The organism is Streptomyces sp. E-08 (assembly GCF_049913095.1).
In the GTDB taxonomy this organism is placed as follows: Bacteria; Actinomycetota; Actinomycetes; order Streptomycetales; family Streptomycetaceae; genus Streptomyces.
In genome coordinates this window covers 5,973,319-5,997,237 of sequence record NZ_CP183971.1, presented here as the reverse complement: position 1 = coordinate 5,997,237, position 23,919 = coordinate 5,973,319, and the positions used below count along the sequence as shown (strand labels likewise).

Genomic DNA, 23,919 nt, shown 5'->3' with positions numbered 1-23,919 from the left:
CTTCCCGGACCCTGCCCGTCCTCGTCAGCCCTTCTCCAGGTACTCCTCCCGCTCCTCGCTGAGGAGGGCGTCCAGCGCGGTGCGCAGGCCCGGGTGGGCGGTGAGGTCGGGGTCGGCGAGGACGAGGGCGGTGGCCTCCTCGCGGGCGGCGGCGATGACCTCCTCGTCGTCGATGACGGTGAGGACCCGCAGGGAGGAGCGGACGCCGGACTGGGCCTGGCCGAGGACGTCGCCCTCGCGCCGCTGTTCGAGGTCGATGCGGGAGAGTTCGAAGCCGTCGAGGGTGGTGGCGACGGCGTTCAACCGCTGGCGGGCGGGGCTCGCCTCGGGCATCTCGCTGACCAGGAGGCAGAGGCCGGGGGCGGAGCCGCGGCCGACACGGCCGCGCAGCTGGTGGAGCTGGGAGACGCCGAAGCGGTCGGCGTCCATGATCACCATCGCGGTGGCGTTGGGCACGTTGACGCCGACCTCGATGACGGTGGTGGCGACGAGGACGTCCAGCTCGCCGGCGGCGAAGCGGCGCATCACGTCGTCCTTGTCGTCCGGGTGCATGCGGCCGTGCAGGACGGCGATGCGCAGGCCCGCGAGGGGGCCGGTGCGGAGCTTCTCGGCGACGTCGAGGACGGCGAGCGGCGGGCGCTTCTCCGCCTCGTCCTCGGGGGACGCCTTGGACTTCTTCTTCTGGTCCTCCTCGTCGCCGATGCGGGGGCAGACGACGTACGCCTGGTGCCCGTTCCCGACCTCCTCGCGGACCCGCTCCCAGGCACGCGCGAGGAAGTGCGGCTTGTCGGCGGCGGGCACGACGTGGCTGGCGATCGGCGAGCGCCCGGCGGGCAGCTGGTCGAGGACGGAGGTCTCCAGGTCGCCGAAGACCGTCATGGCGACCGTGCGCGGGATGGGGGTGGCGGTCATCACCAGGAGGTGCGGGGGCTGCTTCCCCTTGCCCCTGAGGGCGTCGCGCTGCTCGACGCCGAAGCGGTGCTGCTCGTCGACGACGACGAGCCCGAGGTCGTGGAACTGGACCTTGTCCTCGATCAGCGCGTGCGTGCCGATGACGAGGCCGGCCTCGCCGGTGACGAGATCGAGCAGCGCCTGGCGGCGGGCGGCGGCGCCCATGGAGCCGGTGAGCAGGACGACCTTGGTGGCGCGCTCGGCGCCGCCGAGCATGCCACCCTCGGCGAGTTCGCCCATCATCTCGGTGACGGAGCGGTGGTGCTGCTGGGCGAGGACCTCGGTGGGCGCGAGCATCGCGGCCTGCCCGCCGGTGTCGACGACGGCGAGCATGGCGCGCAGGGCGACCATCGTCTTCCCGCTGCCGACCTCGCCCTGGAGGAGGCGGTGCATGGGGTGTTCGGTGGCGAGGTCGTCGAAGATCTCCTGCGAGACCTTCGTCTGGCCGTCGGTGAGGGTGAAGGGCAGCTTGGCGTCGAAGGCGTCGAGGATGCCGTCGGGGGCGGGGCGCCGGGCGACGGCGGGCAGTTGGGTGTCGGCGTGCCGGCGGCGGGCCAGCGCGACCTGGAGCACGAAGGCCTCGTCCCACTTGAGCCGCTCGCGGGCGTCGGCGATGTCCGCCTTGGTACGGGGGCGGTGGATCATCCGCAGGGCCTCGGGCAGCTCGGTGAGGCCGCGTCCCTCGCGCAGGGCGGGCGGCAGCGGGTCGACGGCGTCCCCGGCGCTCGGCAGGACGGCGTCGACGGCCTTGGCGATCTTCCAGGACTCCAGCTTGGTGGTGGCCGGGTAGATCGGGATGAGGGCGCCGGCCCAGGTGACCACGCTGTCGGCGGGCTCGTCGCCGTCGCCCCGGAGGAGTTCGTACGCGGGATGGGCGAGCTGGAGACGGCGGTTGAAGAGCGAGACCTTGCCGGCGAACATCGCGCGGGTGCCGGGCAGCAGGTCCTTGTGCGGCTTGTGGACGCCCTTGCCGAAGAAGACCAGCTGCAGGCGGCCGCTGCCGTCGGTGATGGTCACTTCGAGGCGCTGGCCGCGCCCCTTGGAGCCGTTGAAGGTGTGCACACGGGCGTCGGCGACCTGCGCGACCACCGTGACGTGCTCGTCGAGCGGCAGGTCGGAGAGCGTGGTCAGCTCCCCGCGCTCGGCGTACCGGCGGGGGTAGTGGTGGAGCAGGTCCCCGACCGTGTGCAGGTCGAGTGCCTCGGCCATGACCTTGGCGGTGGCGGGGCCGAGGGACTTCTTGAGTGGTTCGTCGAGCGCGGGCACGCCTTCCATTGAAGACCACGGGACCGACAGCCGTGGCGAAGGCTGTGGACAACCGCCGGGATCGGGGCCTATTCCACCCCGATGAGCAGCGGCGGGGCGCCCGCGCCCGCGTGGTACGTGGTGGTGTCGACGGCCAGGTAGCCGCGCCGGACGTGGCGTTCCAGGTCGGGGGCGAGGCCGGGCGGGGTGTCGTCGGCGACGACGAGCGTGACGAGTTCGCCGCCGGCCGAGAGCATGCGGTCCAGGACGGTGCGGGCGGTCTCCGTGAGGTCCTTGCCGATGACGGCGACGTCGCCCTCGATGAGGCCGAGGACGTCGCCCGCCTGGCAGACGCCCGCCGAGGTGAAGGACTGGCGTTCGGCGACGGCGAGTTCGGCGTAGCGGGTGGCTCCGGCGGCGGCCGTCATGGCGACGACGTCCTCGTCGAAGCGGCGGTCGGGTTCGTGGACGGCGAGGGCGGCGATGCCCTGGACGGCGGCCCGGGTCGGGATGATGGCGACGCGGATGCCCTCGGCCCTCGCCCGTTCCGCGGCGGCGGCCGCGGTCTGGCGCAGGTCGGTGTCGTTGGGCAGCAGGACGACCTCGCGCGCGTGTGCCCGGCGGATCGCCTCGACGAGCTCGTCCCGGGCGGGCGGTTCGCCGGGCCTGCTGCGGACGGTGGTCGCGCCGGCCTCTGCGCAGAGTCCGGCGAGGCCCTCGCCGGGGACGACGGCGACGACGGCGCGCTGGGCGCGTTCCCCGCGTCCGGCGCCGGGCCGCGCTCCGGCCGCGGCGTCGGCCGCGAAGTGGGTGATGCGGATGCGGTGGGGCCGGCCGGCCTCGACGCCGGCCTCGACGGCGGCGCCCGCGTCGTCGACGTGGACGTGGACGTTCCACAGGCCGTCGCCGCCGACGACGACGAGGGAGTCGCCGAGGGCGTCGAGCCGGGCCCGCAGCAGGTCCACGGCGGTGTCCCCGGCCTCCAGGAGGTAGATCACCTCGTAGGCGGGTCCCGCCTCGCCGTCGCAGGTTCCCTCCGGAGCGGCCGGCACGGCCCGTACGTCCCCGAGGAGCCGTACTCCGTCCTTCGGGGTCTCGACGCGCTCCGGCACCCCGCCGCCGACGGTCTCCAGGAGCGCTCCGAGGACGGCCACCAGGCCGCGTCCCCCGGCGTCCACGACGCCGGCGCGGCCGAGCACGTCCAGCAGGCCGGGGGTCGCCGCCAGGGCGTTCATGGCCCCGTCGTGGGCCCGTGCGGCCACCTCGGCGAGCGTGCCGCCGCCCGCGCAGCCGTCCGCGGCGGCCGAGGCCACGGTGAGGACGGTGCCCTCCACGGGGTGGGCGACGGCCCGCCGGGCGGCGGCGGCCGCCTCGGCGAGGGCGCGGGCGAGGTGATCACCGTCACGTCCTTCGGCGAGGACGGCGGCCATGCCGCGCAGGAGCTGGGCGAGGATCGTGCCGGAGTTGCCGCGGGCGCCGAGCAGGGCGCCGTGCGCCATGGCGCGTACGGTCTCGGCGGTGTCGGGCACGGAGGCCGCGAAGACGGCTTCGACGGCCCGGTGGGCGGCCTCGGCCGTCAGGTACAGGTTGGTGCCGGTGTCCCCGTCCGCGACCGGGTAGACGTTGATCGCGTCGATCTCCTCGCGCTCCCGTCCGAGGGCGTCGAGGGCCCTCGCGCACCAGGTCCGGACCGCTTCGGCGTCGAGCTCGACGAGCTCCTCGTCAGGCTGAAGGGCTCGCGACAACGGGGGGTCCTCCTTCGGCGGTGAGCTCACCGCAGGGTAGACCGGGGGTCACCCGCTCGTGACCGGGGCCCGGGGAGAGGTCCGCGGAGACCATGGTAGTTTCGTTCCACGGAAGCAGGCGTTGTATGCTGCTTCGGTTGCCCGGTTCAAACCGGGCCATCCCCCGGCAAGCCACTTCAGACTCCTGATTCCGGTGCGCCGGATTTCACTGTAATTCTGAAGTCTTTGGAGTGACCCGTGGCTGCCAACTGCGACGTCTGCGGCAAGGGGCCGGGCTTCGGCAACAACATTTCGCACTCGCACCGCCGTACGTCCCGTCGCTGGAACCCGAACATCCAGCGCGTGCGTGCCGTGGTCGGTCGGACGCCGAAGCGGCTCAACGTCTGCACCTCGTGCATCAAGGCCGGCAAGGTCTCGCGCTAATTGCGACGTTCTGTCGTAGCGCAGCCCCTGCGGTTGCCTTGAGAGGCCGGTTCACCTCGGTGAACCGGCCTCTTGCCATGCCCGGGAACAGGTCCGGAAGCAGATCTCGAAGCAGATCCGGAAACGGGTCCGGACACAGGTCCGGAAGCGGCTGAGCCGCCCCCGGACCGCTCAGCGCGTCCGCCAGCCGTGGTCGACCGGGCCGATGCCCGAACCCAGGGCGAATCCGGCGGCGATGGCGCCCGTCACATACTCCTTCGCCTGCCGTACGGCCTCCGGCACCGCCAGGCCCTTGGCGAGGCCCGAGGCGACCGCCGAGGCGAGCGTGCAGCCCGTGCCGTGGGTGTGCCGGTTGTCGTGGCGCGGGGCGCGCAGCCAGTGCTGCTCAGTGCCGTCGGTGAGCAGGTCCACGGCCTCCTGGCCGGTGGGCAGGTGCCCGCCCTTGATCAGGACCCACTCCGGCCCGTACGACAGGACCGCCTCCGCCGCGACCCGCATGTCGCTCTCGTCCACGACGTGCACGCCCGTGAGCTGCGTCACCTCGTCGAGGTTCGGGGTGGCGACGGTCGCCCGGGGCAGCAGCCGCCGGCGTACGGAGTCGAGCGCGCTCTCCGCGAGCAGCGGGTCACCGTGCTTGGAGACGCCGACGGGGTCGACGACGACGGGGGCGCCGGTGTCCGCGAGGAGGTCGGCGACGGTCTCCACGAGCGCGGCGGAGGCGAGCATGCCGGTCTTCACCGCGTGGACGCCGATGTCGTCGACGACGGCCCGGTACTGGGCGCGCACGGCCTCGGCCGGGAGTTCCCAGACGCCTTGGACGCCCCGCGAGTTCTGGGCGGTGACGGCGGTCAGCACGCTCATGCCGTGGACGCCGAGCGCCAGCATCGTCTTCAGGTCGGCCTGGATGCCCGCGCCGCCGCCGGAGTCCGATCCGGCGACGGTGAGCACCAGCGGCGGAGGGAAGCTCACTCGGTCTCGCCGAAGTGGTCCCAGCCGCCCACGCTGTGCCAGGGCGCGCCGTCCACGGTGACCTGGGGCAGCGCCGAGGGGTGGAGGACCTCGCCGATGACCTTCCAGCGGGCGGGGAGCTTCACGTCCGGCGGGAAGGTGGCCACGATGGCGTGGTCCTCTCCCCCGGTGAGCACCCACTGCATGGGGTCGACGCCGACGGCCTGGCCGATGTCGTTCATCTGGGTGGGGATGTCGATGAGTCCCGAGCGCAGGTCGATGCGGACCTTGCTGGCCTCGGCGATGTGCCCGAGGTCGGCGATGAGGCCGTCACTGACGTCGCACATGGCGGTGGCGCCGAGGCCGGCCGCGGCCGGGCCCGCGTGGTACGGCGGCTCGGGCCTGCGGTGGGCCTCGACGAAGGCGCGCGGGGAGCGGAAGCCGCGGGAGAGGACCGCGTATCCGGCGGCGGACCAGCCGAGCCAGCCGGTGTAGGCCACGACGTCGCCGGGCTGGGCGCCGCCGCGGGTGACCGGGTCGTGGTTGCGGAGGTCGCCGAGGGCGGTGATGGAGACCATGATCGTGTCGCCGCGTACGACGTCGCCCCCGACCACGGCCGCGCCCGCGACCTGACATTCGTCGCGCAGGCCGTCCATGAGTTCGGTGGGCCAGGTGACCGGCAGTTCGGCCGGGACGACGAGGCCGAGGAGGAGCGCGGTGGGGACCGCGCCCATGGCCGCGATGTCCGCGAGGTTCTGCGCGGCGGCCTTGCGGCCGACGTCGTACGCCGTCGACCAGTCGCGGCGGAAGTGACGTCCTTCGAGGAGGATGTCCGTGCTGGCCACCACGCGCCGGTCGGGGGCGGACACGACCGCGGCGTCGTCGCCGGGCCCGATCCGTACCGCCGGGGTGGAGGTGAGCCGGGACGTGAGCTCCCTGATGAGCCCGAACTCGCCCAGCTCTCCGACTGTGCCCTTCACCGCGTCTCACCTCGTGTCTTCGTGCCGGCCGGCGGGCGGGGGCGCGTGGTCTCGCGCCGCGGGTCGCGGGCCGTCACCGTGCTGGGTACCGTCAAGTAGACCGTCAACTTCTGTCCTGCGTACGCCACACCCCGAGCGCCTCCGGACGCGCGGGTCTCCCCGTGGCCCGCGGCGACGCGGTACCGTGGCGTCCCTTTCTCCCACAAGATCCTCGTGGTCGCCCTGGAGGTTCCGTGGTTCAGGCGTACATCCTCATCCAGACCGAGGTGGGCAAGGCGTCGACCGTCGCCGACACCATCTCCAAGATCCAGGGGGTCATCCAGGCCGAAGACGTGACCGGTCCGTACGACGTGATCGTGCGCGCGCAGGCGGACACCGTCGACGAGCTGGGCCGCATGGTGGTCGCCAAGGTCCAGCAAGTGGACGGCATCACGCGCACCCTCACCTGCCCGGTCGTTCATCTGTAGCCCCCGTCTACGCTTGGCCGGTGATGTCTTCCCACCGGCCCTTCGGCCTGCCCGCCGCCGTCACGGCCGCCGTCCTGCTGTCGGCCGTCGCCGGCTGTTCCTCGCCGGACGCCTCGGCGTCCGTCGTGGTCCCGAGCCCGCCGGCGGAGGAGGCGTCCTACTGCCAGGCCCTGGCGAAGGAGCTTCCCGACACCGTGGCGGGGCTTCGGCGGAGTGACCCGGAGCCCGGCTCCGAGTTGACCGCCGGGTGGGGTGACGGTGCGATCGTACTGCGCTGCGGGGTCCCCCGGCCCGAAAAGATGAGCGACCCGAAGGCGCAGGGCGTCTCCGCGAACGGCGTGCGCTGGATGCTGGAGGAGCGCGCGGGTGACGGGCCGCGTTTCACCTCGGTGTACCGGAAGACGTACGTCGAGGTGACGCTGGACGCGCGGTACGCGCACGACGCCGGCCCGCTCACGGATCTCGCGATCCCCGTGGAGCGGGCCGTTCCGTGCGCCCTGGAGCCGGAGTGCGCCTGATGGCACCCCGGCGCCACCGGTCGCCTAGCGCAGGCCCGTGGAGCGGGTCAGCGCGGCCTGGATGAGCCGGTCGACGAGCTCGGGGTAGCTCACGCCGCTCTCCTGCCACATGCGCGGGTACATGGAGATGGGCGTGAAGCCCGGCATGGTGTTGATCTCGTTGATGACGAAGTCGCCGTCCTCGGTGAGGAAGAAGTCGGCGCGGACCAGGCCCTCGCAGGACACGGCCTCGTAGGCGGCGACGGCGAGGCGCTGGACCTCGGCGGTGGCCTCGTCCCCGATGGGGGCGGGCACGATGCCGGAGGCCGAGTCGATGTACTTGGCCTCGAAGTCGTAGAAGTCGTGGTTCGTGACCGGCGGGATCTCGGCCGGGACGCTGGCGCGCGGGCCGTCCTCGAACTCCAGGACGCCGCACTCGATCTCACGGCCGCGCAGCAGCGACTCGACGAGGATCTTGGGGTCGTGGCGGCGGGCCTCCTCGATGGCCTCGTCCAGGCCGGAGAGGTCGTCGACCTTGGTGATGCCCATGGAGGAGCCGCCGCGGGCCGGCTTCACGAAGAGCGGCCAGCCGTGCTCGGCGGCGAACTCGACGATCTTCTTGCGGGCGGCAGCGGGGTTCTGCTCCCACTCGCGCGGCCGGATGACCTCGTAGGGGCCGACCGGGAGGCCGAAGGAGACGAAGACCCGCTTCATGTACTCCTTGTCCTGGCCGACGGCGGAGGCGAGGACGCCCGCGCCGACGTAGGGGACGCCGGAGAGCTCCAGGAGGCCCTGGAGGGTGCCGTCCTCGCCGTACGGGCCGTGGAGCATCGGGAAGACCACGTCGACCTCGCCGAGGGCCCTGGGCACGTTGCCGGGCTCGGTGAGGACGACCTCGCGGTTGGCGGGGTCGACGGAGAGGACGACGCCGCCCTCCGCGGACTCGGCCAGGTCGGCCACGTTCGGCAGGGCGCGGTCGGCGATGGCCATCCGCTCCGGGGCGTCGGCGGTGAGCGCCCAGCGCCCGTCCGTCGTGATGCCGATGGGCAGCACGTCGTACTTGTCCCGGTCGATGGCGCTCAGGACGGCGCCCGCCGTGACGACGGAGATGGCGTGCTCGGAGCTGCGGCCGCCGAAGACGACGGCCACGCGCGGCTTGCGGGGGCTCTGGGTGTTCTCGCTCATATCGCGATGAGCGTACCTTGCGACTCCCGAACTCCTGAGCGCCCCGCTCGTGCCTTGCGCGTTCGGCTCAGCGGCGCTCGGGCTTGGCCGAGCGGGACATGAGCTCCTTGAGCGCGACGACCGGCGGCTTGCCGTCGTGGACGATGGAGACGACGGTCTCGGTGATGGGCATGTCGACGCCGTGGCGGCGGCCCAGATCGAGCACGGACTCGCAGGACTTGACGCCCTCGGCGGTCTGCCTGGTGGCCGCGATGGTCTCCTGGAGGGTCATCCCGCGGCCGAGGTTGGTGCCGAAGGTGTTGTTCCGGGAGAGCGGCGAGGAGCAGGTGGCGACGAGGTCGCCGAGGCCCGCGAGACCGGAGAAGGTGAGCGGGTCGGCGCCCATGGCGAGGCCCAGGCGGGTGGTCTCGGCGAGGCCGCGGGTGATGAGCGTGGCCTTGGAGTTGTCGCCGAGGCCCATGCCGTTGGCGATGCCGACGGCGAGGCCGATGACGTTCTTCACGGCCCCGCCGAGCTCGCAGCCCACCACGTCGGTGTTGGTGTACGGGCGGAAGTACGGGGTCATGCAGGCGGTCTGGAGCCGCTGGGCGACCGTCTCGTCGGAGCAGGCGACCACGGCGGCCGCGGGCTGCCGGGCGGCGATCTCCTTGGCCAGGTTGGGGCCGGTGAGGACGGCGACGCGGTCGGCGGGCACGTCGGCGACCTCGGTGATGACCTCGCTCATGCGCTTGGCGGTGCCGAGTTCGACGCCCTTCATGAGGGAGACGAGCACGGTGTCCGGGGCGAGCACCGGCCGCCAGGCGGCGAGGTTGCCGCGCAGGGTCTGGGAGGGGACGACGAGGACGGTGAAGTCGGCGTCCGCGGCGGCCTCGGCGGGGTCCGCGGTGGCCGTGATCCCCCGCGGGAGTTCGACGCCCGGCAGGTAGTCGGGGTTGACCCGGGAGGTGTTGATCTCCTTGGCGAGTTCGGCCCGGCGGCCCCAGAGGCTCACCTCGCAGCCCGCGTCGGCGAGCACCATCGCGAAGGCGGTGCCCCAGGATCCGTTGCCGAAGACGGCTGCCCTGGTCACTTGGTGCCCTCCCCGGCGGCCTTGCGCCGCTGCTCCAGGCGGGCCCTGCGGTGGTCGTACGGCTCGGCGGGCGCCTTCTCCCCGCGGACCTCCTCCAGGAGGGCGGTGATGGCGGCCATGATGACCTCGGTGGCCTCGCGGAGCACCTCGGGCGTCGCCTCGAGGCCGTCGAAGCGGGAGAGGTCGACGGGCGGGCCGGCCTGCACGGTCAGCGTCTTGCGCGGGAACAGCCGGAACTTGTTCTCCTTGGCGTACGGCGGCATCGCGAGGTTGGCGCCCCACTGGGCCACCGGGATGACGGGGACCTTGGTGAGCAGCGCGACGCGGGCGGCGCCGGTCTTGCCGGCCATGGGCCACATGTCGGGGTCCCGGGTGAGGGTGCCCTCGGGGTAGAAGGCGACGCACTCGCCGCGCTCGATGGCGTCGACGGCGGCGCGGAAGGCGTCCAGCGCGTTGGTCGTCTCGCGGTAGACGGGGATCTGGCCGGTGCCGCGGAGCATCATGCCGACGAAGGGGGCCTTGAAGAGGGCCGCCTTGGCCAGGAGGCGCGGAACACGACCGGTGTTGTACTGGTAGTGCGCGTAGGACAGCGGGTCCAGGTAGGAGTTGTGGTTGACGGCGGTGATGAATCCGCCGTCGGCCGGAATGTGCTCCATACCGCGCCAGTCCCGCTTGAACAGAACCACCAGGGGGGGTTTGGCGATGACCGCCGCGAGGCGGTACCAGAAGCCGATTCTGCGGCGGGGCACTCGGACACCTTTCTCCGGGACTGGCTGGCAGGGGGTCAAGTGTCGCCCCATGCTCCTGCTCTGTCGAGTGACACCGTACGCCCCGGGCCCTCCGGCGGGCCGCGTGGGCGGGACAGAATGGGCCCCGATGAAGCAGCTGCACCCGACGCACACCGACGCCGACGCCGGCTGGTCCCTGGTCGTACCCCTGAAGCCCCTTGCCCTGGCGAAGAGCAGACTCGCCGCGGCGGCGGGAGCGCGGCTGCGCCCCCGGCTCGCGCTGGCGTTCGCCGAGGACACGGTGGGCGCGGTGCTGGAGTGCGCGTGCGTGCGCGATGTGGCGGTCGTCACGGACGATCCCGCGGCCGGCGCGGCCCTCGCGGCCCTGGGGGCGCGGATCGTGCCGGACTCCCCGGCGGCGGGGCTCAACGCGGCGCTCGCGCACGGGGCCCGTGCCGTGCGGGCGGGGCGACCGCACGCGCGCGTGGCGGCGCTCAACGCGGACCTTCCGGCACTGCGGTCCGCGGAGCTGGCCCGGGTCCTGGAGGCGGCCGGCAATTTTCCGAGGGCATTTCTCGCGGATGCCGCCGAAATCGGTACGACATTCCTCTCGGCGGCGCCGGGTGTGGAATTGGAACCGGCATTCGGGGGCGCGTCGAGGCTGCGGCATTTGTCTTCGGGGGCGGTGGAAATCCGGCTCGACGGGGTGGATTCCGTACGCCGGGACGTCGACACCGGGGAGGATCTGGCGGCGGCCCAGGCCCTCGGACTCGGCCCGCGGACGGCCGCCCGGTGGCTGACGGCGGCCGGATAGGCTGCGGTCCATGCAGGCGACCGCGTTCACGTACGACCCCGAGACCCGCAGCGGCAGTGTGCTGCTCGACGACGGCACCCCCGTGGAGTTCGGGGCGGAGGCCTTCGAGGCGGGCGGGCTCCGGCTGCTGCGGCCGGGGCAGCGGGTGCGGATCGAGGCCGAACCGGGCACGTCGGGTGCGGGCCTGCGGATCACCCTGGTGACGCTGCAGACGTTCTGAGACGCCCGGCCGGGCCGTCCGGACGCGCCGCGGGCCGGGCTCCCCGAGGGGAGCCCGGCCCGGCGGGTCGGTACCGCGCGTCCTACTTCTTGGCGGCGGTCTTCTTGGCGGTGGTCTTGCGCGCCGTCGTCTTCTTGGCGGGCGCCTTCGTCGCCGTGGCCTTCTTCGCGGCCGGCGCGGTCTTCTTGGCCGTGGCCTTCGTCGCCTTCTTGGCGGCGGCCGTGGTGGTCTTCTTGGCGGCGGCGGAGGTCTTCTTCGCCGCGGCCGTGGTGGCCTTCTTCGCCGGCGTCGCCTTCTTGGCGGCCGTCGTGGCCTTCTTCGCGGGGGTCGCCTTCTTGACGGCGGCCGTGGTCTTCTTCGCCGGGGTCGCCTTCTTCGCGGCGGCCTTCTTGGCGGTGGTGGCCTTCTTGGCGGCGGCCTTCTTCACGGTCGCGGAGGCGCCACCGGTGAGGCTGCCCTTGGGGGCCTTCTTGACGGAGACCTCGCCGCCCTTGGGGAGCTTCTTCGAGCCGCTGACCAGGTCCTTGAAGCCCTGACCTGCACGGAAGCGCGGGACGGAGGTCTTCTTGACCCGGACGCGCTCACCCGTCTGCGGGTTGCGGGCGTAGCGGGCCGGCCGGTCGACCTTCTCGAACGAGCCGAAACCCGTGACCGAGACCCGGTCACCGGCCACCACGGCACGCACGATGGCGTCGAGCACGTGGTCGACGGCTTCGGCGGCCTGCTGACGACCGCCCATCTTGTCGGCAATCGCTTCTACGAGCTGCGCCTTGTTCACGTCTTCCCCTTCGGAGACATTGCCAGAACGAAAGTGTTCAAGCTTTTTCGCACGTTAGGCATGTATATACCGCAAATCAAACACGAAACGGTCTAATCACCCTAGTGCCGCAACGCAGAAGTCCCGTTGCGGAGTTCCTGGTGTCAGTCGTCCTCTGGGAATCGGCCCTCGTCGAGGTCCTTCATCAACCGGTCGAGACGCGTTGCCGCGTCCTTGAGATCGTGCTTCGCCGCTGCCGTGACGACCAGCAGCTTCCGGGACAGCGCCATCCTTACGCCCTCCGGGACTTGCAGTGAGCGCACTCTTGTGTGCGCTTCCTTCAATCGGGCGGCGACTGCCTCGTAGAGCTCGAGTTGGCTGTCGCGTTCCATGCACCGATTGTGCCATCTAGGGCGAGTTGTCGCCCGACAGGGTCTCAACAAGCGACTGCGCCCCCCACCGGGCGGTGGGGGGCGCAGTCTTGGAAAAGCGCTGCTCAGACCGTAATTGTACGGGGCTTGAAGGCCGGTCGAGCCGCCTCGAAGGCCGCGATGTCGGCTTCGTTCTGAAGGGTGAGGCTGATGTCGTCCAGGCCGTTCAGCAGACGCCAGCGGGCGTTCTCGTCGAGCTCGAAGTCGGCGTCGATCCCGGCGGCCAGGACCTTGCGCGCCTCCAGGTCGACGGTGATCTCGGCGGTCGGGTCGGCCTCGGTCAGCTCCCAGAGGGCGTCCACCGTCTCCTGCGGGAGGACGACGGTCAGCAGGCCGTTCTTCAGCGAGTTGCCGCGGAAGATGTCGGCGAAGCGGGCGGAGATGACCGCCTGGAAGCCGTAGTTCTGGAGCGCCCAGACGGCGTGCTCGCGGGAGGAGCCGGTGCCGAAGTCGGGGCCGGCGACCAGGACCGAGGCGCCCTGCCGCTCCGGGCGGTTGAGGACGAACTCGGAGTCCTTGCGCCAGGCCTCGAAGAGACCGTCCTCGAAGCCGTCGCGGGTGACCTTCTTCAGCCAGTGCGCCGGGATGATCTGGTCGGTGTCGACGTTGCTGCGGCGCAGCGGGACGGCCCGGCCGGTGTGCGTGGTGAAAGCTTCCATGGTTCCTCAGACCCCCGCGGTGGTGGCGACGTCGGACAGATCGGCCGGGGAGGCCAGGTGGCCCAGGACGGCGGTGGCGGCGGCGACCTGCGGGGAGACCAGGTGCGTCCGGCCGCCCTTGCCCTGCCGGCCCTCGAAGTTGCGGTTGGAGGTGGACGCGGAGCGCTCACCGGGAGCCAGTTGGTCGGGGTTCATGCCCAGGCACATCGAGCAGCCCGCGTGCCGCCATTCGGCGCCGGCCTCCTTGAAGACCTTGTCCAGGCCCTCCTCGACGGCCTGCAGGGCGACCCGGACCGAGCCGGGGACGACCAGCATGCGGACGCCGTCGGCGACCTTGCGGCCCTCCAGCAGGGACGCCGCGTTCCGCAGGTCCTCGATGCGGCCGTTGGTGCAGGAGCCTACGAAGACGGTGTCGACCTTGATGTCCCGCAGCGGCTGCCCGGCGGTCAACCCCATGTACTCCAGGGCCTTTTCGGCGGCCAGGCGCTCCGAAGCGTCTTCGTACGAAGCCGGGTCGGGGACGTTCGCCGAAAGCGGCGCGCCCTGGCCGGGGTTGGTGCCCCAGGTGACGAACGGCGCCAGGGAGGCGGCGTCGATGACGACCTCGGCGTCGAAGACCGCGTCCTCGTCGGACTTCAGGGTCTTCCAGTACGCGACGGCGGCGTCCCAGTCCTCGCCCTCGGGGGCGTGGGCGCGGCCCTCCAGGTAGGCGAAGGTGGTCTCGTCGGGGGCGATCATGCCCGCGCGGGCGCCGGCCTCGATCGACATGTTGCAGATGGTCATCCGGGCCTCCATCGAGAGCTTCTCGATGGCGGAGCCGCGGTACTCCAGGATGTAGCCCTGGCCGCCGCCGGTGCCGATCTTGGCGATGATCGCCAGGATCAGGTCCTTCGCGGTGACGTCCTCGGGCAGCTCGCCGTCGACCGTGATCGCCATGGTCTTCGGGCGGGCCAGCGGCAGCGTCTGGGTGGCGAGCACGTGCTCGACCTGGCTGGTGCCGATGCCGAACGCCAGCGCGCCGAAGGCGCCGTGCGTGGAGGTGTGCGAGTCGCCGCAGACCACGGTGGTGCCGGGCTGGGTCAGGCCCAGCTGCGGTCCCACGACGTGGACGACGCCCTGCTCGACGTCGCCCAGCGGGTGCAGCCGGACACCGAACTCGGCACAGTTCTTGCGGAGGGTCTCCAGCTGCGCGCGGGAGACCGGGTCCGCGATCGGCTTGTCGATGTCGAGGGTCGGGGTGTTGTGGTCCTCGGTGGCGATGGTGAGGTCGAGGCGCCGCACCTGCCGGCCGTTCTGCCGGAGGCCGTCGAAGGCCTGGGGGCTGGTCACCTCGTGCAGCAGGTGCAGATCGATGAAGAGGAGGTCGGGCTCGCCCTCGGCGCGCCGGACGACGTGGTCGTCCCAGACCTTCTCCGCGAGTGTCCTACCCATCGCTTTCCCTCCGGCCGACGTCTACGCCGGCACAACTAGAGACCCGTTTCGCGGGCCGTTGTGCGGCCGCGTCACCAGGGTCACAGGTTCCGAGAAAAATTGAACTTGCGTTTCACAGAGTGAGACGCGAATATCGTTGCATGGACAACTCTAGCGGCGTAGGCGTTCTCGACAAGGCAGCCCTTGTCCTGAGCGCCCTGGAGTCCGGTCCGGCCACCCTCGCAGGACTGGTCGCGGCGACGGGACTCGCACGACCCACGGCACACCGACTGGCCGTGGCACTGGAACACCACCGGATGGTGGCGCGTGACATGCAGGGCCGGTTCATCCTCGGACCGCGCCTGGCGGAGCTCGCCGCCGCGGCCGGCGAGGACCGCCTGCTCGCGACCGCGGGCCCGGTTCTGACGCATCTGCGCGACGTCACCGGCGAGAGCGCCCAGCTCTACCGGCGCCAGGGCGACATGCGCATCTGCGTGGCGGCGGCCGAGCGGCTCTCGGGCCTGCGGGACACGGTCCCGGTCGGCTCGACGCTGACCATGAAGGCCGGCTCGTCCGCGCAGATCCTGATGGCCTGGGAGGAGCCCGAGCGGCTGCACCGCGGCCTCCAGGGAGCCCGCTTCACGGCGACGGCCCTGTCGGGCGTACGGCGCCGCGGATGGGCCCAGTCGATCGGTGAGCGGGAGCCGGGCGTCGCGTCCGTCTCCGCGCCCGTACGCGGCCCCTCGAACCGCGTGGTGGCCGCCGTGTCGGTCTCGGGTCCGATCGAGCGCCTGACGCGCCACCCGGGCCGTATGCACGCCCAGGCGGTCATCGACGCCGCCGCCCGTCTCTCCGAGGCGCTCCGCCGCAACGGCTGAGCTCCTCCGTCCCTCCTGTTCGTACCGGCCCACCGCTCCAACGCCGCAGCGGTGGGCCGGAGTTGTGTGCCGGGACACGAACAGCGAAGAAGCCCTCCCCCGAAGGGAAGGGCTTCCTCATGTGGTACCCCCGACCGGATTCGAACCGGCGCTACCGCCTTGAGAGGGCGGCGTGCTAGGCCGCTACACAACGGGGGCCTTGCGGATCAGATCCGCGGTGCAGATGAGCTCTGCGAGCTGGCCTACCTGGACTCGAACCAAGAATGACGGTACCAGAAACCGTAGTGTTGCCAATTACACCATAGGCCATGGTGGTTACACCGTACCCCCGACCGGATTCGAACCGGCGCTACCGCCTTGAGAGGGCGGCGTGCTAGGCCGCTACACAACGGGGGCCCTAGCGATCCTGCATCGGGTTCACCGGGTGCGACCCAGGTGATCCCGCGGGAAGGATCTGTACCCCCGACCGGATTCGAACCGGCGCTACCGCCTTGAGAGGGCGGCGTGCTAGGCCGCTACACAACGGGGGCTTTGCGGATGAGATCCGCGTACATTGCAGATGAGCTCTGCGAGCTGGCCTACCTGGACTCGAACCAAGACTAACGGAACCAGAAACCGTCGTGCTGCCAATTACACCATAGGCCACCGGGGCGTGATCACTTCGAGAGGCGATCTTGCTCGGCTTGCGCTTTCGGGGCTTTCCGGCCTTTCGGCCCGTTCCCCTCGGCGCAGAAAGAACATTACCCGAAGGTGGACGGTGCTCCAAAACGCGTATCCGCACGCAGCAGCCCGGGCAGCTGGTGGAGGTCGGTGATCCGGGACAGCTCGGGCCTCCCGCCGGTCCCCGCACGGTCCAGCCAGATCCCCCGGAGCCCCGCCTCCACGGCCCCCCTGGCGTCGATGTCCGGCTGGTCCCCCACGTACGCCACCTCGTGGGGGCGCAGGTCAAGGGCGGTACAGGCGGCGTGGAAGGCCTCCGGGGCGGGCTTGGCCACGCCGAGCTCGGCGGCGCACAGCACGGCCTCGAAGCGGTCCCGTACGCCCAGGGCGCGGAGCTTGTGCTCCTGGTTGTGGATGCTGGAGTTGGACAGAACTCCGTGACGGTAGTCACGAGCCAGCAGGTCGAGGACGGGCACGGTGTCGGGGAACAGCTCCCAGGCGGCCTCGTAGTGGACCACGTACCGGTCGGACCAGTCGTCGGCCTCGGCGGCGGTCAGCGCCGGCCGGCCGAGGAAGTCCCGCACGCGCGCGCGTCGCTGGTCCCGGAAGTCCCCGCCCTCCGCCTCGTACCGGCGCCAGTGCAGCTCCGTGAGCTCCTTCCAGCGCCGCAGGGCCTCCTCGGCGGAGCCCCACGCGTCGAGCAGTCCCTCGGCGACGAGATGGGCCCGCATCCCGGCCCGGTCGGCACTCGCGTAGTCGAAGATCGTGTCGTCGATGTCCCAGAGCACCGCGCGGATGGCCATGGAGACGACGGTACCCCCGTCCCGGGCTCGGGACGGGGGTACCGGTGCGTGCGGTGCGGATCAGGCGGCGAGCTTCGCCAGGGCCGCGTCGATGCGGGCCAGGGTCTTCTCCTTGCCCAGGATCTCCAGGGACTCGAAGAGCGGCAGGCCGACCGTGCGGCCGGTGACGGCGACGCGGACCGGGGCCTGCGCCTTGCCGAGCTTGAGGCCGTGGGCCTCGCCGGCGGCCAGGACCGCGTTCTTCAGGGACTCGGGGTCGCTCCAGTCGGCCGCGTCGAGCCTCTCGCGGGCGGTGGTGAGCAGGGCCGCGGGCTCGCCCTTCATCGCCTTGTCCCACGAGGGCTGGTCGAAGACCGGCTCGGCCAGGAAGAGGAAGTCCACGTTGGCCGTGATGTCCGAGAGGACGGTCACCCGGGTCTGGGCGTGCGGCGCGATGGCCTCCCAGGCGGCCTGGTCGAAGTCCTCCGGCGCCCAGGGGGCGTGCGGGGCGCGGAGCCAGGGCTCGCAGGCCGCGGCGAAGGCCTTCACGTCCAGCATCCGGATGTGGTCGGCGTTGATCGACTCGGCCTTCTTGAGGTCGAACCGCGCCGGGTTGGCGTTGACGTCGGCGATGTCGAACTTCGCCACCATCTCGGGGATGGTGAAGATGTCCTGGTCGGCCGAGAAGGACCAGCCGAGGAGCGACAGGTAGTTCAGGAGGCCCTCGGGGAGGAAGCCGCGCTCCCGGTAGAGGTTGAGGGAGGCCTGCGGGTCGCGCTTGGAGAGCTTCTTGTTGCCCTCTCCCATGACGTACGGCAGGTGGCCGAAGGAGGGGATCTCCTTGGCGACGCCCAGCTCGATCAGCGCCTTGTAGAGCGCGACCTGGCGCGGGGTGGAGGAGAGCAGGTCCTCGCCGCGCAGGACGTGGGTGATCTCCATCAGGGCGTCGTCGACCGGGTTGACCAGGGTGTAGAGCGGGGCGCCGTTGGCCCGGAGGATGCCGTAGTCCGGCACGTTCTCCGGGGTGAAGGTGAGCTCTCCGCGGACCAGGTCGGTGAAGGTGATCGGCTCGTCGGGCATCCGGAAGCGGACGATCGACGCGCGGCCCTCGGCCTCGTAGGCCGCCTTCTGCTCGTCGGTGAGGTCGCGGCAGTGGCCGTCGTAGCCGGAGGGGCGGCCAGCGGCGCGGGCGGCCTCGCGGCGCTCGTCGAGCTCCTCGGTGGTGCAGTAGCAGGGGTACGCGTATCCGCCGGCGAGCAGCTTGTCCGCGACGTCCTTGTAGATGTCCATCCGCTGGGACTGGCGGTACGGCTCGTGGGGGCCGCCGACCTCGGGGCCCTCGTCCCAGTCGAGGCCCAGCCACTTGAGGGAGTCGAGCAGCTGGTTGTACGACTCCTCGGAGTCGCGCGCAGCGTCGGTGTCCTCGATGCGGAAGACCATGGTGCCCTCGTTGTGCCGGGCGAAGGCCCAGTTGAAGAGAGCGGTGCGGACCAGGCCCACGTGGGGGTTGCCGGTCGGCGACGGACAGAAACGGACGCGGATTTTCGCGTTAGCCACGCTTGATCACCTTATTGGTGAGAGTGCCGATGCCTTCGATGGTGACGGCGACCTCGTCGCCGACGTTGAGGGGGCCGACCCCGGCGGGGGTGCCGGTGAGGATGACGTCGCCGGGGAGCAGCGTCATGGCCTCGGTGATGTGGACGACCAGGTCCTCGATGGAGCGGATCATGTCGCTCGTCCGACCCAGCTGGCGCTGCTCGCCGTTGACCGTGGCCTGGATGGTCAGGTCGCTCGGGTCGAGGTCGGTCTCCACCCAGGGGCCCAGGGGGCAGGAGGTGTCGAAGCCCTTGGCGCGGGCCCACTGCTTCTCGCGCTGCTGGGCGTCGCGGGCGGTGACGTCGTTGGCGCAGGTGTAGCCGAAGACGACGTCCTTCACGCGCTCGCGGGGCACCTCGCGGCACATGCGGCCGATGACCACGGCCAGTTCGGCCTCGTGGTGCAGCTCGTTCGAGAAGGAGGGGTACTCGATGGCGTCGCCGGAGCCGATCACCGAGGTGGTGGGCTTGAAGAAGGCGACGGGGACGTCGGGGACCTCGTTGCCGAGTTCGGCGGCGTGCTCGGCGTAGTTGCGGCCGATGGCCACGACCTTGTTGGGGAGCACGGGCGGCAGGAGCCGTACCTTGCTCAGCGGGACCTTGGTGCCGCTGAGCTCGAAGTCGGTGTACGGGATGCCCTTGATGATGTCGAGGACGAGGCCGCCGGACTCGACGGTTCCCTCGCCCTCGACGGCGCCGAAGGCCACATTGCCGTCGATGGAGAATCTGGCGATGCGCACGAGTGCTGTCGCCCCTCACTTGGTACTGGCTGGAGTCTGACGCTCCAGGCTAACGCGGCGAGGGGGCGGCCGACCGGCGATATCACCGGGGGTGATGGAAGGTGATGACGAGCGGGACGCGGGTGGTGTCCCGCGTCACGTCAGCGGGACGCGGTGGCGTACGGCTGGGGCTGGTGCGGGGCCGGGGCCTGCATCAGGACGGTGCGGCGCGGGTTGGCCGTGTTGCCCGGGAGCTCGACCGCGTACTCCGGCTGGGCTCCCCGGCCGAGTTCTGCGGCGTCCGAGAGGTGGACGAGGGTGGAGCGGCGGGGGTTGGCCGTGGTGCGGAGCGTCGTCGTCTTCATCGCGGTGATCAGACCTTGTTCCGGGACGGGCGCCCGTACGGGCGCGAAGGGGTGTAAAGCGTCAGGCTAAACATGCGATTCCCTTCGAATGCATGGCTGAGACATCGATTCGCGTGTGAGTTTGCTCACCACACGCGACACATTCCGGGCATTACGGACCGTCGCCGGTCACCACGGAAAGGGACATTCCGCCACTGAATGAGCTATTCCGCTCCTGATCATGGCGACTGGGACACACGGGGATGCCCGCTCATTGGGCAGGAAAAGTCCGAATCCTCCGTGATCATCTTCTACATGGGGTGACATCCCGTGCACGCGTTGTCATACCCCTCCCGCCACGACACGCGGCCCTTGTTGGAGATCCGGCACTGTGCTGGAATTCCACGCACCGCCGCGGGTTTCAAGCCGGCGCGCAGGAGGCGCGACGCAGCGCCGGCCGAGTGGCGGGGAAGGGGGAACTGCGCCGGTCACCGACGACCACCTGGAGCGCTCCACGCGCTCCGATTGACGCCGACACCGTCCTCTCCGTTCACCCGGAAGGACGCCTGGTCCAGAGGTTGCGACGCTAGTGCAGGGACGTTTCAAGAGGGATGGCTCGGGGTCTCCCCAGGCCCGCCAGGGCCGGGCGGATGCTCCGGAGCAGGAACCGCGTGCCGGGACCGACCGCGGTCCCTCGGCCCCGCACACCCCGAACCAGGGTCAGGGTCCGTCCGGCGAGGGCGGTGAGACCGGCAGGCGTGCGAGCGCCAAGGCCAAGTCCGCCGAGCCCTCCGCCACGCCCCCCAAGGCCCGGGCCGAGAACGAGGTCGGACCTCGAATAGCCCTGCGCAACTGGCGCATCTCCACGCGCCTGGTCGCGCTCCTCACCCTCCCCGTGGTCGCCGCGACCACGCTGGGCGGCATCCGCATCAGCGACTCGCTCCAGGACATGGAGCAGCTCGACCACATGCAGCTGCTGACCAAGCTGACCCGTGAGGCGACGGACCTCGCGCAGGCCCTGCAGGCCGAGCGCGACCTGTCCGCCGGCCCGCTGGCCAACGGCCGCCCGGTCAGCGACTACCAGGTCGCCAACCCGCGCCGCAAGACGGACCGCGAGTACAAGGCCTTCCTCGACGCCACCGAGGACATCCCGGCCACCGAGGGCGACGAGGCGCTGCGCAGCATCCGCCAGAACGTCAGCCAGATCGCCTCGCAGGTCACCGAGCTCCACTCCATCCGGGGCAGCGCCTACGAGAAGGGCGTGTCCCACTCGGTGACGGTCGAGGCGTACAGCCGCCTCATCCGCTCGCTCCTCAGCCTGTCCCAGGACATGGCGCAGGCGACCAGCAACCCCGAGATGATCAAGCGGACCCGCGCGCTCGCCGCGTTCTCGTCCGCCAAGGAGTACGCCTCCATCCAGCAGGCGATCATCGCGGCCGCGCTCCCGCCGAGCGACCGGACCAAGGGCCGGATCCAGCAGGGTGACCGCCTCTACGGCGAGGCCGCCCTCAACAGTGAGGGCGTCGAGCTCAAGTCCTTCCAGGCGATCTACGAGTCGACCGGCGGTGACGCCGCCGAGCGGACCGAGTCGCTGAACAACGGCGACCCGTCGATCAACGCCGCCAACAAGTACGCCGAGCGCGTGCTGAACTCGGACACCGCGATGCCGGAAGGCGCGCCGCGCGGTCACCTGAACTTCACCGACGAGTACAGCACCAAGATCACCGCCATGAACCGCATCGAGCGAGGTCTGCTCGGTGACATGGAGACCATGGCCCGTGAGCTGAAGCAGGAGTCGCAGCGCGACGCCATCATCAACGGTGCGCTGATCCTCCTCGTCCTCGGCGTCTCGCTCATCGGCGCCTTCGTCGTGGCCCGGTCCATGATCCGCTCGCTGCGCCGGCTCCAGGACACCGCGACCAAGGTCGCCCAGGACCGTCTGCCCGAGCTCGTCAAGCAGCTCTCCGAGTCCGACCCGCAGGACGTCGACACCTCCGTCGAGTCCGTCGGTGTGCACTCCCGGGACGAGATCGGCCAGGTGGCCGCGGCCTTCGACGACGTGCACCGCGAGGCCGTCCGCCTCGCCGCCGAGCAGGCCCTCCTCCGGGGCAACGTCAACGCGATGTTCACCAACCTCTCGCGCCGTTCCCAGGGCCTCATCCAGCGTCAGCTCTCGCTCATCTCCGAGCTGGAGTCCCGCGAGGCCGACCCGGACCAGCTCTCCTCGCTGTTCAAGCTCGACCACCTCGCGACCCGTATGCGCCGGAACGGCGAGAACCTCCTCGTCCTCGCCGGCGAGGAGCCGGGCCGCCGCTGGACCCGCCCCGTCCCGCTGGTCGACGTCCTCCGTGCCGCCGCCTCCGAGGTGGAGCAGTACGAGCGCATCGAACTGGCCGCGGTCCCGGCGACCGAGGTCGCCGGCCGGGTCGTCAACGACCTCGTGCACCTCCTCGCCGAGCTGCTCGAGAACGCCACCTCGTTCTCCTCCCCGCAGACCAAGGTCCGGGTCACCGGTCACGCGCTGCCCGACGGCCGTGTGCTCGTCGAGATCCACGACACCGGCATCGGCCTCTCCCCCGAGGACCTCGCCGCGATCAACGAGCGGCTCGCCTCGCCGCCCACCGTGGACGTCTCCGTCTCCCGCCGCATGGGTCTGTTCGTGGTCGGCCGCCTGTCCCTGCGACACGGCATCCGGATCCAGCTGCGCCCGTCCGACTCGGGCGGCACCACCGCGCTCGTCATGCTCCCGGTCGACGTCGCCCAGGGCGGCAAGAAGCCCATGCCCAAGCCGGGCGCGGGCGGCCAGGGACAGATGCCGCAGGGTGCGTCCGCCCCCGGCGGCCGTCTCCCCGGCGGTCCCGGCGCGGCCGGTGGCCCCGGTGGCGGACGTCCGGGCCAGGGCGGTGCCCCGTCCTCGGCGGCCGGCCGCCTCGGCGCCGGTGCCACGCGCGGCCAGGTCGGTACGAGCGGTCCGCGGGCCGCGCTGCCCGCCCGTGACGGTGCCCCGCTCGCCGGCGGCCCGCAGGGCGCCCCGCAGTCCCGGACCCCGCAGCCGCAGAACGCGCAGCTGGAGCAGACCGGCCAGCTGCCGCAGATCCCGCAGGCCCCCCAGTCGCCGGACGCGATGCGTCCGGGCCCCGGCGGGGGCGGCCTCATCGGCGGCGCCGCGAGCGCCATCCCGTCCCGCACGGACGTGTGGGGCAACCAGCCGGGCCCGCAGGCGGGACCCGGCCAGCAGCAGCCGCAGCAGCAGCAGGGCAACCAGCAGGGCGGGTACGACTTCCCGCGCGCCGAGCTGCCCGGCGGCAACCCGCAGCCGCAGCGCCCGCAGGCCACGAGCTGGGGCAACGACCCGCAGCAGCCGGTCCGGCGCCCGCAGCAGGAGATGTCCCCGCTGGACGCCCCGCGCGGTCACGAGGAGCCGGAGGCCGCGAGCCAGTTCGGCGCGCCGCAGGGCCCTGGCTCCACGGGCCAGTTCCCGCGTCCGGACTTCGGCGCCCCCCAGCAGCCGCAGCAGGGCCGGCCGCAGCAGCCGCAGGCCCCGCAGGCGTACCAGGGCGGTGGCCAGGACCCGGCGTCGACGGCGCAGTTCCCGCGCCCCGACTTCGGCGCCCCGCAGGGTCCCGGCTCCACCGGCCAGTTCCCGCGCCCGGACTTCGGCGCCCCGCAGCAGCAGCCGCAGCAGCCGCAGGCCCCCCAGCCCCAGGCGTACCAGGGCCAGCAGCAGCAGTTCGGCCAGCAGCCCTACGTACCGCAGGCGCAGCAGCAGGCTCCGCAGGGCCAGGCCCCGGCGCCGCGTCAGCGGACCGGCGACGACTTCGGCGCCCCGCGCCCGGCCGAGCCGGTGCGTCAGCAGCAGCCGCAGCAGCCGCAGCTCCAGCAGCCGCGCCGTCCGGAGGCCCTGCCGCCGGCCGGTGGCGCGGGCGACGGTCGTACCCCGCTGTACGACAACCTGGAGACCAACTGGTTCCACCAGGAGCAGGCCCAGCAGCAGGCCCAGCAGCAGGCGGACCTGACGCAGACGACGCAGACCCCGGTCGTGTCGCAGCCGTCCGCTCCGGCGCCCCGTCCGGCCGGAGACCCGGCCGGCGACGGCCGCCAGAACGGCGGGGCCGCCTGGCGGACCTCGCCCAACGACGAGCTGGTGCGCCAGGCGGAGCGGGTGCGCAAGCCCGCGGCCGGCGGCGTCACCACCTCCGGTCTTCCGCGCCGTGTGCCGAAGGCCAACCTCGTACCCGGGACCGCACAGGAGCAGGCCCACTCGGCCGGCCCCCAGGTCTCGCGTGCACCCGACGACGTCCGCGGCCGGCTCACCAATCTGCGCCGCGGCATCCAGCAGGGCCGCCAGGCCGGCAACTCGACCACGGGTAGCCACCACCTCGGTCCGAACCATCAGCAGGAGCGTTAGTTGA

The 23,919-nt window shown here is 71.7% G+C and carries 22 protein-coding genes and 5 tRNA genes; 7 read left to right on the top strand and 20 right to left on the bottom strand.

Going from position 1 to position 23,919, the window contains the following annotated elements:
- Positions 1 to 24: 24 nt before the first annotated feature.
- The gene (recG, locus tag ACN9MM_RS27780) at positions 25 to 2,226 is read right to left on the bottom strand and encodes an ATP-dependent DNA helicase RecG (protein WP_426366390.1); all 2,202 of its coding nucleotides are present in this window, start codon (positions 2,224 to 2,226) and stop codon (positions 25 to 27) included.
- Between the two features lie 59 nt (positions 2,227 to 2,285).
- Positions 2,286 to 3,941 carry a DAK2 domain-containing protein gene (locus tag ACN9MM_RS27775; RefSeq protein ID WP_426366388.1) on the bottom strand — a complete coding sequence of 552 codons (1,656 nt, stop codon included), beginning with the start codon at positions 3,939 to 3,941 and terminating at the stop codon, positions 2,286 to 2,288.
- A gap of 237 nt (positions 3,942 to 4,178) precedes the next feature.
- Here ACN9MM_RS27775 and rpmB point away from each other — a divergent pair, with 237 nt between their 5' ends.
- Positions 4,179 to 4,364, top strand: coding sequence for a 50S ribosomal protein L28 (gene rpmB / locus ACN9MM_RS27770; RefSeq protein WP_003957616.1), 186 nt, complete (start codon positions 4,179 to 4,181; stop codon positions 4,362 to 4,364).
- 171 nt (positions 4,365 to 4,535) lie between these two features.
- Here rpmB and thiD read toward each other — a convergent pair whose 3' ends face one another.
- Complete coding sequence (gene thiD / locus ACN9MM_RS27765) at positions 4,536 to 5,333, bottom strand: bifunctional hydroxymethylpyrimidine kinase/phosphomethylpyrimidine kinase (RefSeq protein WP_426366387.1); 798 nt, start codon at positions 5,331 to 5,333, stop codon at positions 4,536 to 4,538.
- A complete protein-coding gene (locus ACN9MM_RS27760; protein WP_116158650.1) occupies positions 5,330 to 6,292 on the bottom strand; it encodes a thiamine-phosphate kinase in 963 nt (320 codons plus the stop codon). Before ACN9MM_RS27760 ends, thiD begins: the two co-directional genes overlap by 4 nt.
- A gap of 233 nt (positions 6,293 to 6,525) precedes the next feature.
- On the opposite strand from ACN9MM_RS27760, the gene ACN9MM_RS27755 reads away from it, so the two are divergent.
- A complete protein-coding gene (locus tag ACN9MM_RS27755) occupies positions 6,526 to 6,759 on the top strand; it encodes an Lrp/AsnC ligand binding domain-containing protein (protein ID WP_328942344.1) in 234 nt (77 codons plus the stop codon).
- 23 nt (positions 6,760 to 6,782) lie between these two features.
- Positions 6,783 to 7,277 carry a DUF3515 domain-containing protein gene (locus ACN9MM_RS27750; protein WP_426368843.1) on the top strand — a complete coding sequence of 165 codons (495 nt, stop codon included), beginning with the start codon at positions 6,783 to 6,785 and terminating at the stop codon, positions 7,275 to 7,277.
- A 24-nt stretch (positions 7,278 to 7,301) separates the two neighbouring features.
- Here the strand turns inward: ACN9MM_RS27750 and ACN9MM_RS27745 are convergent, their stop codons facing one another.
- The 3 genes from ACN9MM_RS27745 to ACN9MM_RS27735 all read right to left on the bottom strand — a co-directional run bounded on the left by ACN9MM_RS27745 (position 7,302) and on the right by ACN9MM_RS27735 (position 10,259).
- Positions 7,302 to 8,441 (bottom strand): D-alanine--D-alanine ligase family protein, encoded by a 1,140-nt coding sequence (locus ACN9MM_RS27745; RefSeq protein WP_426366385.1) that lies wholly within the window; start codon positions 8,439 to 8,441, stop codon positions 7,302 to 7,304.
- Positions 8,442 to 8,508: 67 nt separating this feature from the next.
- On the bottom strand, positions 8,509 to 9,510 hold the full coding sequence (locus tag ACN9MM_RS27740) for an NAD(P)H-dependent glycerol-3-phosphate dehydrogenase (protein WP_426366384.1): 1,002 nt from the start codon (positions 9,508 to 9,510) through the stop codon (positions 8,509 to 8,511).
- Positions 9,507 to 10,259 (bottom strand): lysophospholipid acyltransferase family protein, encoded by a 753-nt coding sequence (locus tag ACN9MM_RS27735; RefSeq protein WP_426366383.1) that lies wholly within the window; start codon positions 10,257 to 10,259, stop codon positions 9,507 to 9,509. Before ACN9MM_RS27735 ends, ACN9MM_RS27740 begins: the two co-directional genes overlap by 4 nt.
- A gap of 127 nt (positions 10,260 to 10,386) precedes the next feature.
- On the opposite strand from ACN9MM_RS27735, the gene cofC reads away from it, so the two are divergent.
- Entirely contained in the window at positions 10,387 to 11,052 is a 666-nt protein-coding gene (cofC, locus tag ACN9MM_RS27730) for a 2-phospho-L-lactate guanylyltransferase (protein ID WP_426366382.1), read from the top strand.
- Between the two features lie 10 nt (positions 11,053 to 11,062).
- Positions 11,063 to 11,272: a hypothetical protein gene (locus ACN9MM_RS27725; protein WP_030551092.1), complete on the top strand. Its 210-nt coding sequence runs from the start codon at positions 11,063 to 11,065 to the stop codon at positions 11,270 to 11,272.
- Positions 11,273 to 11,354: 82 nt separating this feature from the next.
- Here ACN9MM_RS27725 and ACN9MM_RS27720 read toward each other — a convergent pair whose 3' ends face one another.
- The 4 genes from ACN9MM_RS27720 to leuC form a co-directional block, all read right to left on the bottom strand.
- Positions 11,355 to 12,050 (bottom strand): HU family DNA-binding protein, encoded by a 696-nt coding sequence (locus ACN9MM_RS27720; RefSeq protein ID WP_426366381.1) that lies wholly within the window; start codon positions 12,048 to 12,050, stop codon positions 11,355 to 11,357.
- A 143-nt stretch (positions 12,051 to 12,193) separates the two neighbouring features.
- Entirely contained in the window at positions 12,194 to 12,421 is a 228-nt protein-coding gene (locus ACN9MM_RS27715) for a hypothetical protein (RefSeq protein WP_015036430.1), read from the bottom strand.
- Between the two features lie 104 nt (positions 12,422 to 12,525).
- The gene (leuD, locus tag ACN9MM_RS27710; protein ID WP_426366379.1) at positions 12,526 to 13,119 is read right to left on the bottom strand and encodes a 3-isopropylmalate dehydratase small subunit; all 594 of its coding nucleotides are present in this window, start codon (positions 13,117 to 13,119) and stop codon (positions 12,526 to 12,528) included.
- 6 nt (positions 13,120 to 13,125) lie between these two features.
- Complete coding sequence (gene leuC / locus ACN9MM_RS27705; RefSeq protein ID WP_017235972.1) at positions 13,126 to 14,550, bottom strand: 3-isopropylmalate dehydratase large subunit; 1,425 nt, start codon at positions 14,548 to 14,550, stop codon at positions 13,126 to 13,128.
- Between the two features lie 140 nt (positions 14,551 to 14,690).
- Between leuC and ndgR the strand changes: the two genes are divergently transcribed.
- Positions 14,691 to 15,407: an IclR family transcriptional regulator NdgR gene (ndgR, locus tag ACN9MM_RS27700; protein WP_005311436.1), complete on the top strand. Its 717-nt coding sequence runs from the start codon at positions 14,691 to 14,693 to the stop codon at positions 15,405 to 15,407.
- 122 nt (positions 15,408 to 15,529) lie between these two features.
- On the opposite strand, the gene ACN9MM_RS27695 is transcribed toward ndgR, so the two are convergent.
- The 9 genes from ACN9MM_RS27695 to ACN9MM_RS27655 form a co-directional block, all read right to left on the bottom strand.
- Positions 15,530 to 15,605: transfer RNA gene (locus tag ACN9MM_RS27695), tRNA-Glu, on the bottom strand.
- A 39-nt stretch (positions 15,606 to 15,644) separates the two neighbouring features.
- Positions 15,645 to 15,716, bottom strand: a tRNA-Gln gene (locus tag ACN9MM_RS27690).
- A 14-nt stretch (positions 15,717 to 15,730) separates the two neighbouring features.
- Positions 15,731 to 15,803, bottom strand: a tRNA-Glu gene (locus ACN9MM_RS27685).
- A gap of 61 nt (positions 15,804 to 15,864) precedes the next feature.
- Positions 15,865 to 15,937 (bottom strand) — tRNA-Glu (locus tag ACN9MM_RS27680).
- Between the two features lie 43 nt (positions 15,938 to 15,980).
- Positions 15,981 to 16,052 (bottom strand) — tRNA-Gln (locus ACN9MM_RS27675).
- Positions 16,053 to 16,147: 95 nt separating this feature from the next.
- A complete protein-coding gene (locus ACN9MM_RS27670) occupies positions 16,148 to 16,870 on the bottom strand; it encodes an HAD family hydrolase (RefSeq protein WP_426366378.1) in 723 nt (240 codons plus the stop codon).
- A gap of 60 nt (positions 16,871 to 16,930) precedes the next feature.
- Entirely contained in the window at positions 16,931 to 18,406 is a 1,476-nt protein-coding gene (gene gltX / locus ACN9MM_RS27665; RefSeq protein WP_426366377.1) for a glutamate--tRNA ligase, read from the bottom strand.
- Complete coding sequence (locus tag ACN9MM_RS27660) at positions 18,399 to 19,184, bottom strand: fumarylacetoacetate hydrolase family protein (RefSeq protein ID WP_356894186.1); 786 nt, start codon at positions 19,182 to 19,184, stop codon at positions 18,399 to 18,401. The genes gltX and ACN9MM_RS27660 overlap by 8 nt, the downstream gene beginning before the upstream one ends.
- Before the next feature lie 140 nt (positions 19,185 to 19,324).
- A complete protein-coding gene (locus tag ACN9MM_RS27655) occupies positions 19,325 to 19,528 on the bottom strand; it encodes a hypothetical protein (protein ID WP_382866036.1) in 204 nt (67 codons plus the stop codon).
- Positions 19,529 to 20,096: 568 nt separating this feature from the next.
- On the opposite strand from ACN9MM_RS27655, the gene ACN9MM_RS27650 reads away from it, so the two are divergent.
- Positions 20,097 to 23,915: a sensor histidine kinase gene (locus ACN9MM_RS27650; RefSeq protein WP_426366376.1), complete on the top strand. Its 3,819-nt coding sequence runs from the start codon at positions 20,097 to 20,099 to the stop codon at positions 23,913 to 23,915.
- Positions 23,916 to 23,919: the final 4 nt, after the last annotated feature.

Excerpts from the sequence above, each read along its gene's own strand:
- recG (WP_426366390.1), bottom strand. The coding sequence starts at position 2,226 with ATGGAAGGCGTGCCCGCGCTCGACGAACCACTCAAGAAGTCCCTCGGC.
- ACN9MM_RS27750 (WP_426368843.1), top strand. The coding sequence starts at position 6,783 with ATGTCTTCCCACCGGCCCTTCGGCCTGCCCGCCGCCGTCACGGCCGCC.
- ACN9MM_RS27745 (WP_426366385.1), bottom strand. The coding sequence starts at position 8,441 with ATGAGCGAGAACACCCAGAGCCCCCGCAAGCCGCGCGTGGCCGTCGTC.
- cofC (WP_426366382.1), top strand. The coding sequence starts at position 10,387 with ATGAAGCAGCTGCACCCGACGCACACCGACGCCGACGCCGGCTGGTCC.
- ACN9MM_RS27725 (WP_030551092.1), top strand. The coding sequence starts at position 11,063 with ATGCAGGCGACCGCGTTCACGTACGACCCCGAGACCCGCAGCGGCAGT.
- ACN9MM_RS27715 (WP_015036430.1), bottom strand. The coding sequence starts at position 12,421 with ATGGAACGCGACAGCCAACTCGAGCTCTACGAGGCAGTCGCCGCCCGA.
- leuD (WP_426366379.1), bottom strand. The coding sequence starts at position 13,119 with ATGGAAGCTTTCACCACGCACACCGGCCGGGCCGTCCCGCTGCGCCGC.
- leuC (WP_017235972.1), bottom strand. The coding sequence starts at position 14,550 with ATGGGTAGGACACTCGCGGAGAAGGTCTGGGACGACCACGTCGTCCGG.
- ndgR (WP_005311436.1), top strand. The coding sequence starts at position 14,691 with ATGGACAACTCTAGCGGCGTAGGCGTTCTCGACAAGGCAGCCCTTGTC.
- ACN9MM_RS27670 (WP_426366378.1), bottom strand. The coding sequence starts at position 16,870 with ATGGCCATCCGCGCGGTGCTCTGGGACATCGACGACACGATCTTCGAC.
- ACN9MM_RS27655 (WP_382866036.1), bottom strand. The coding sequence starts at position 19,528 with ATGAAGACGACGACGCTCCGCACCACGGCCAACCCCCGCCGCTCCACC.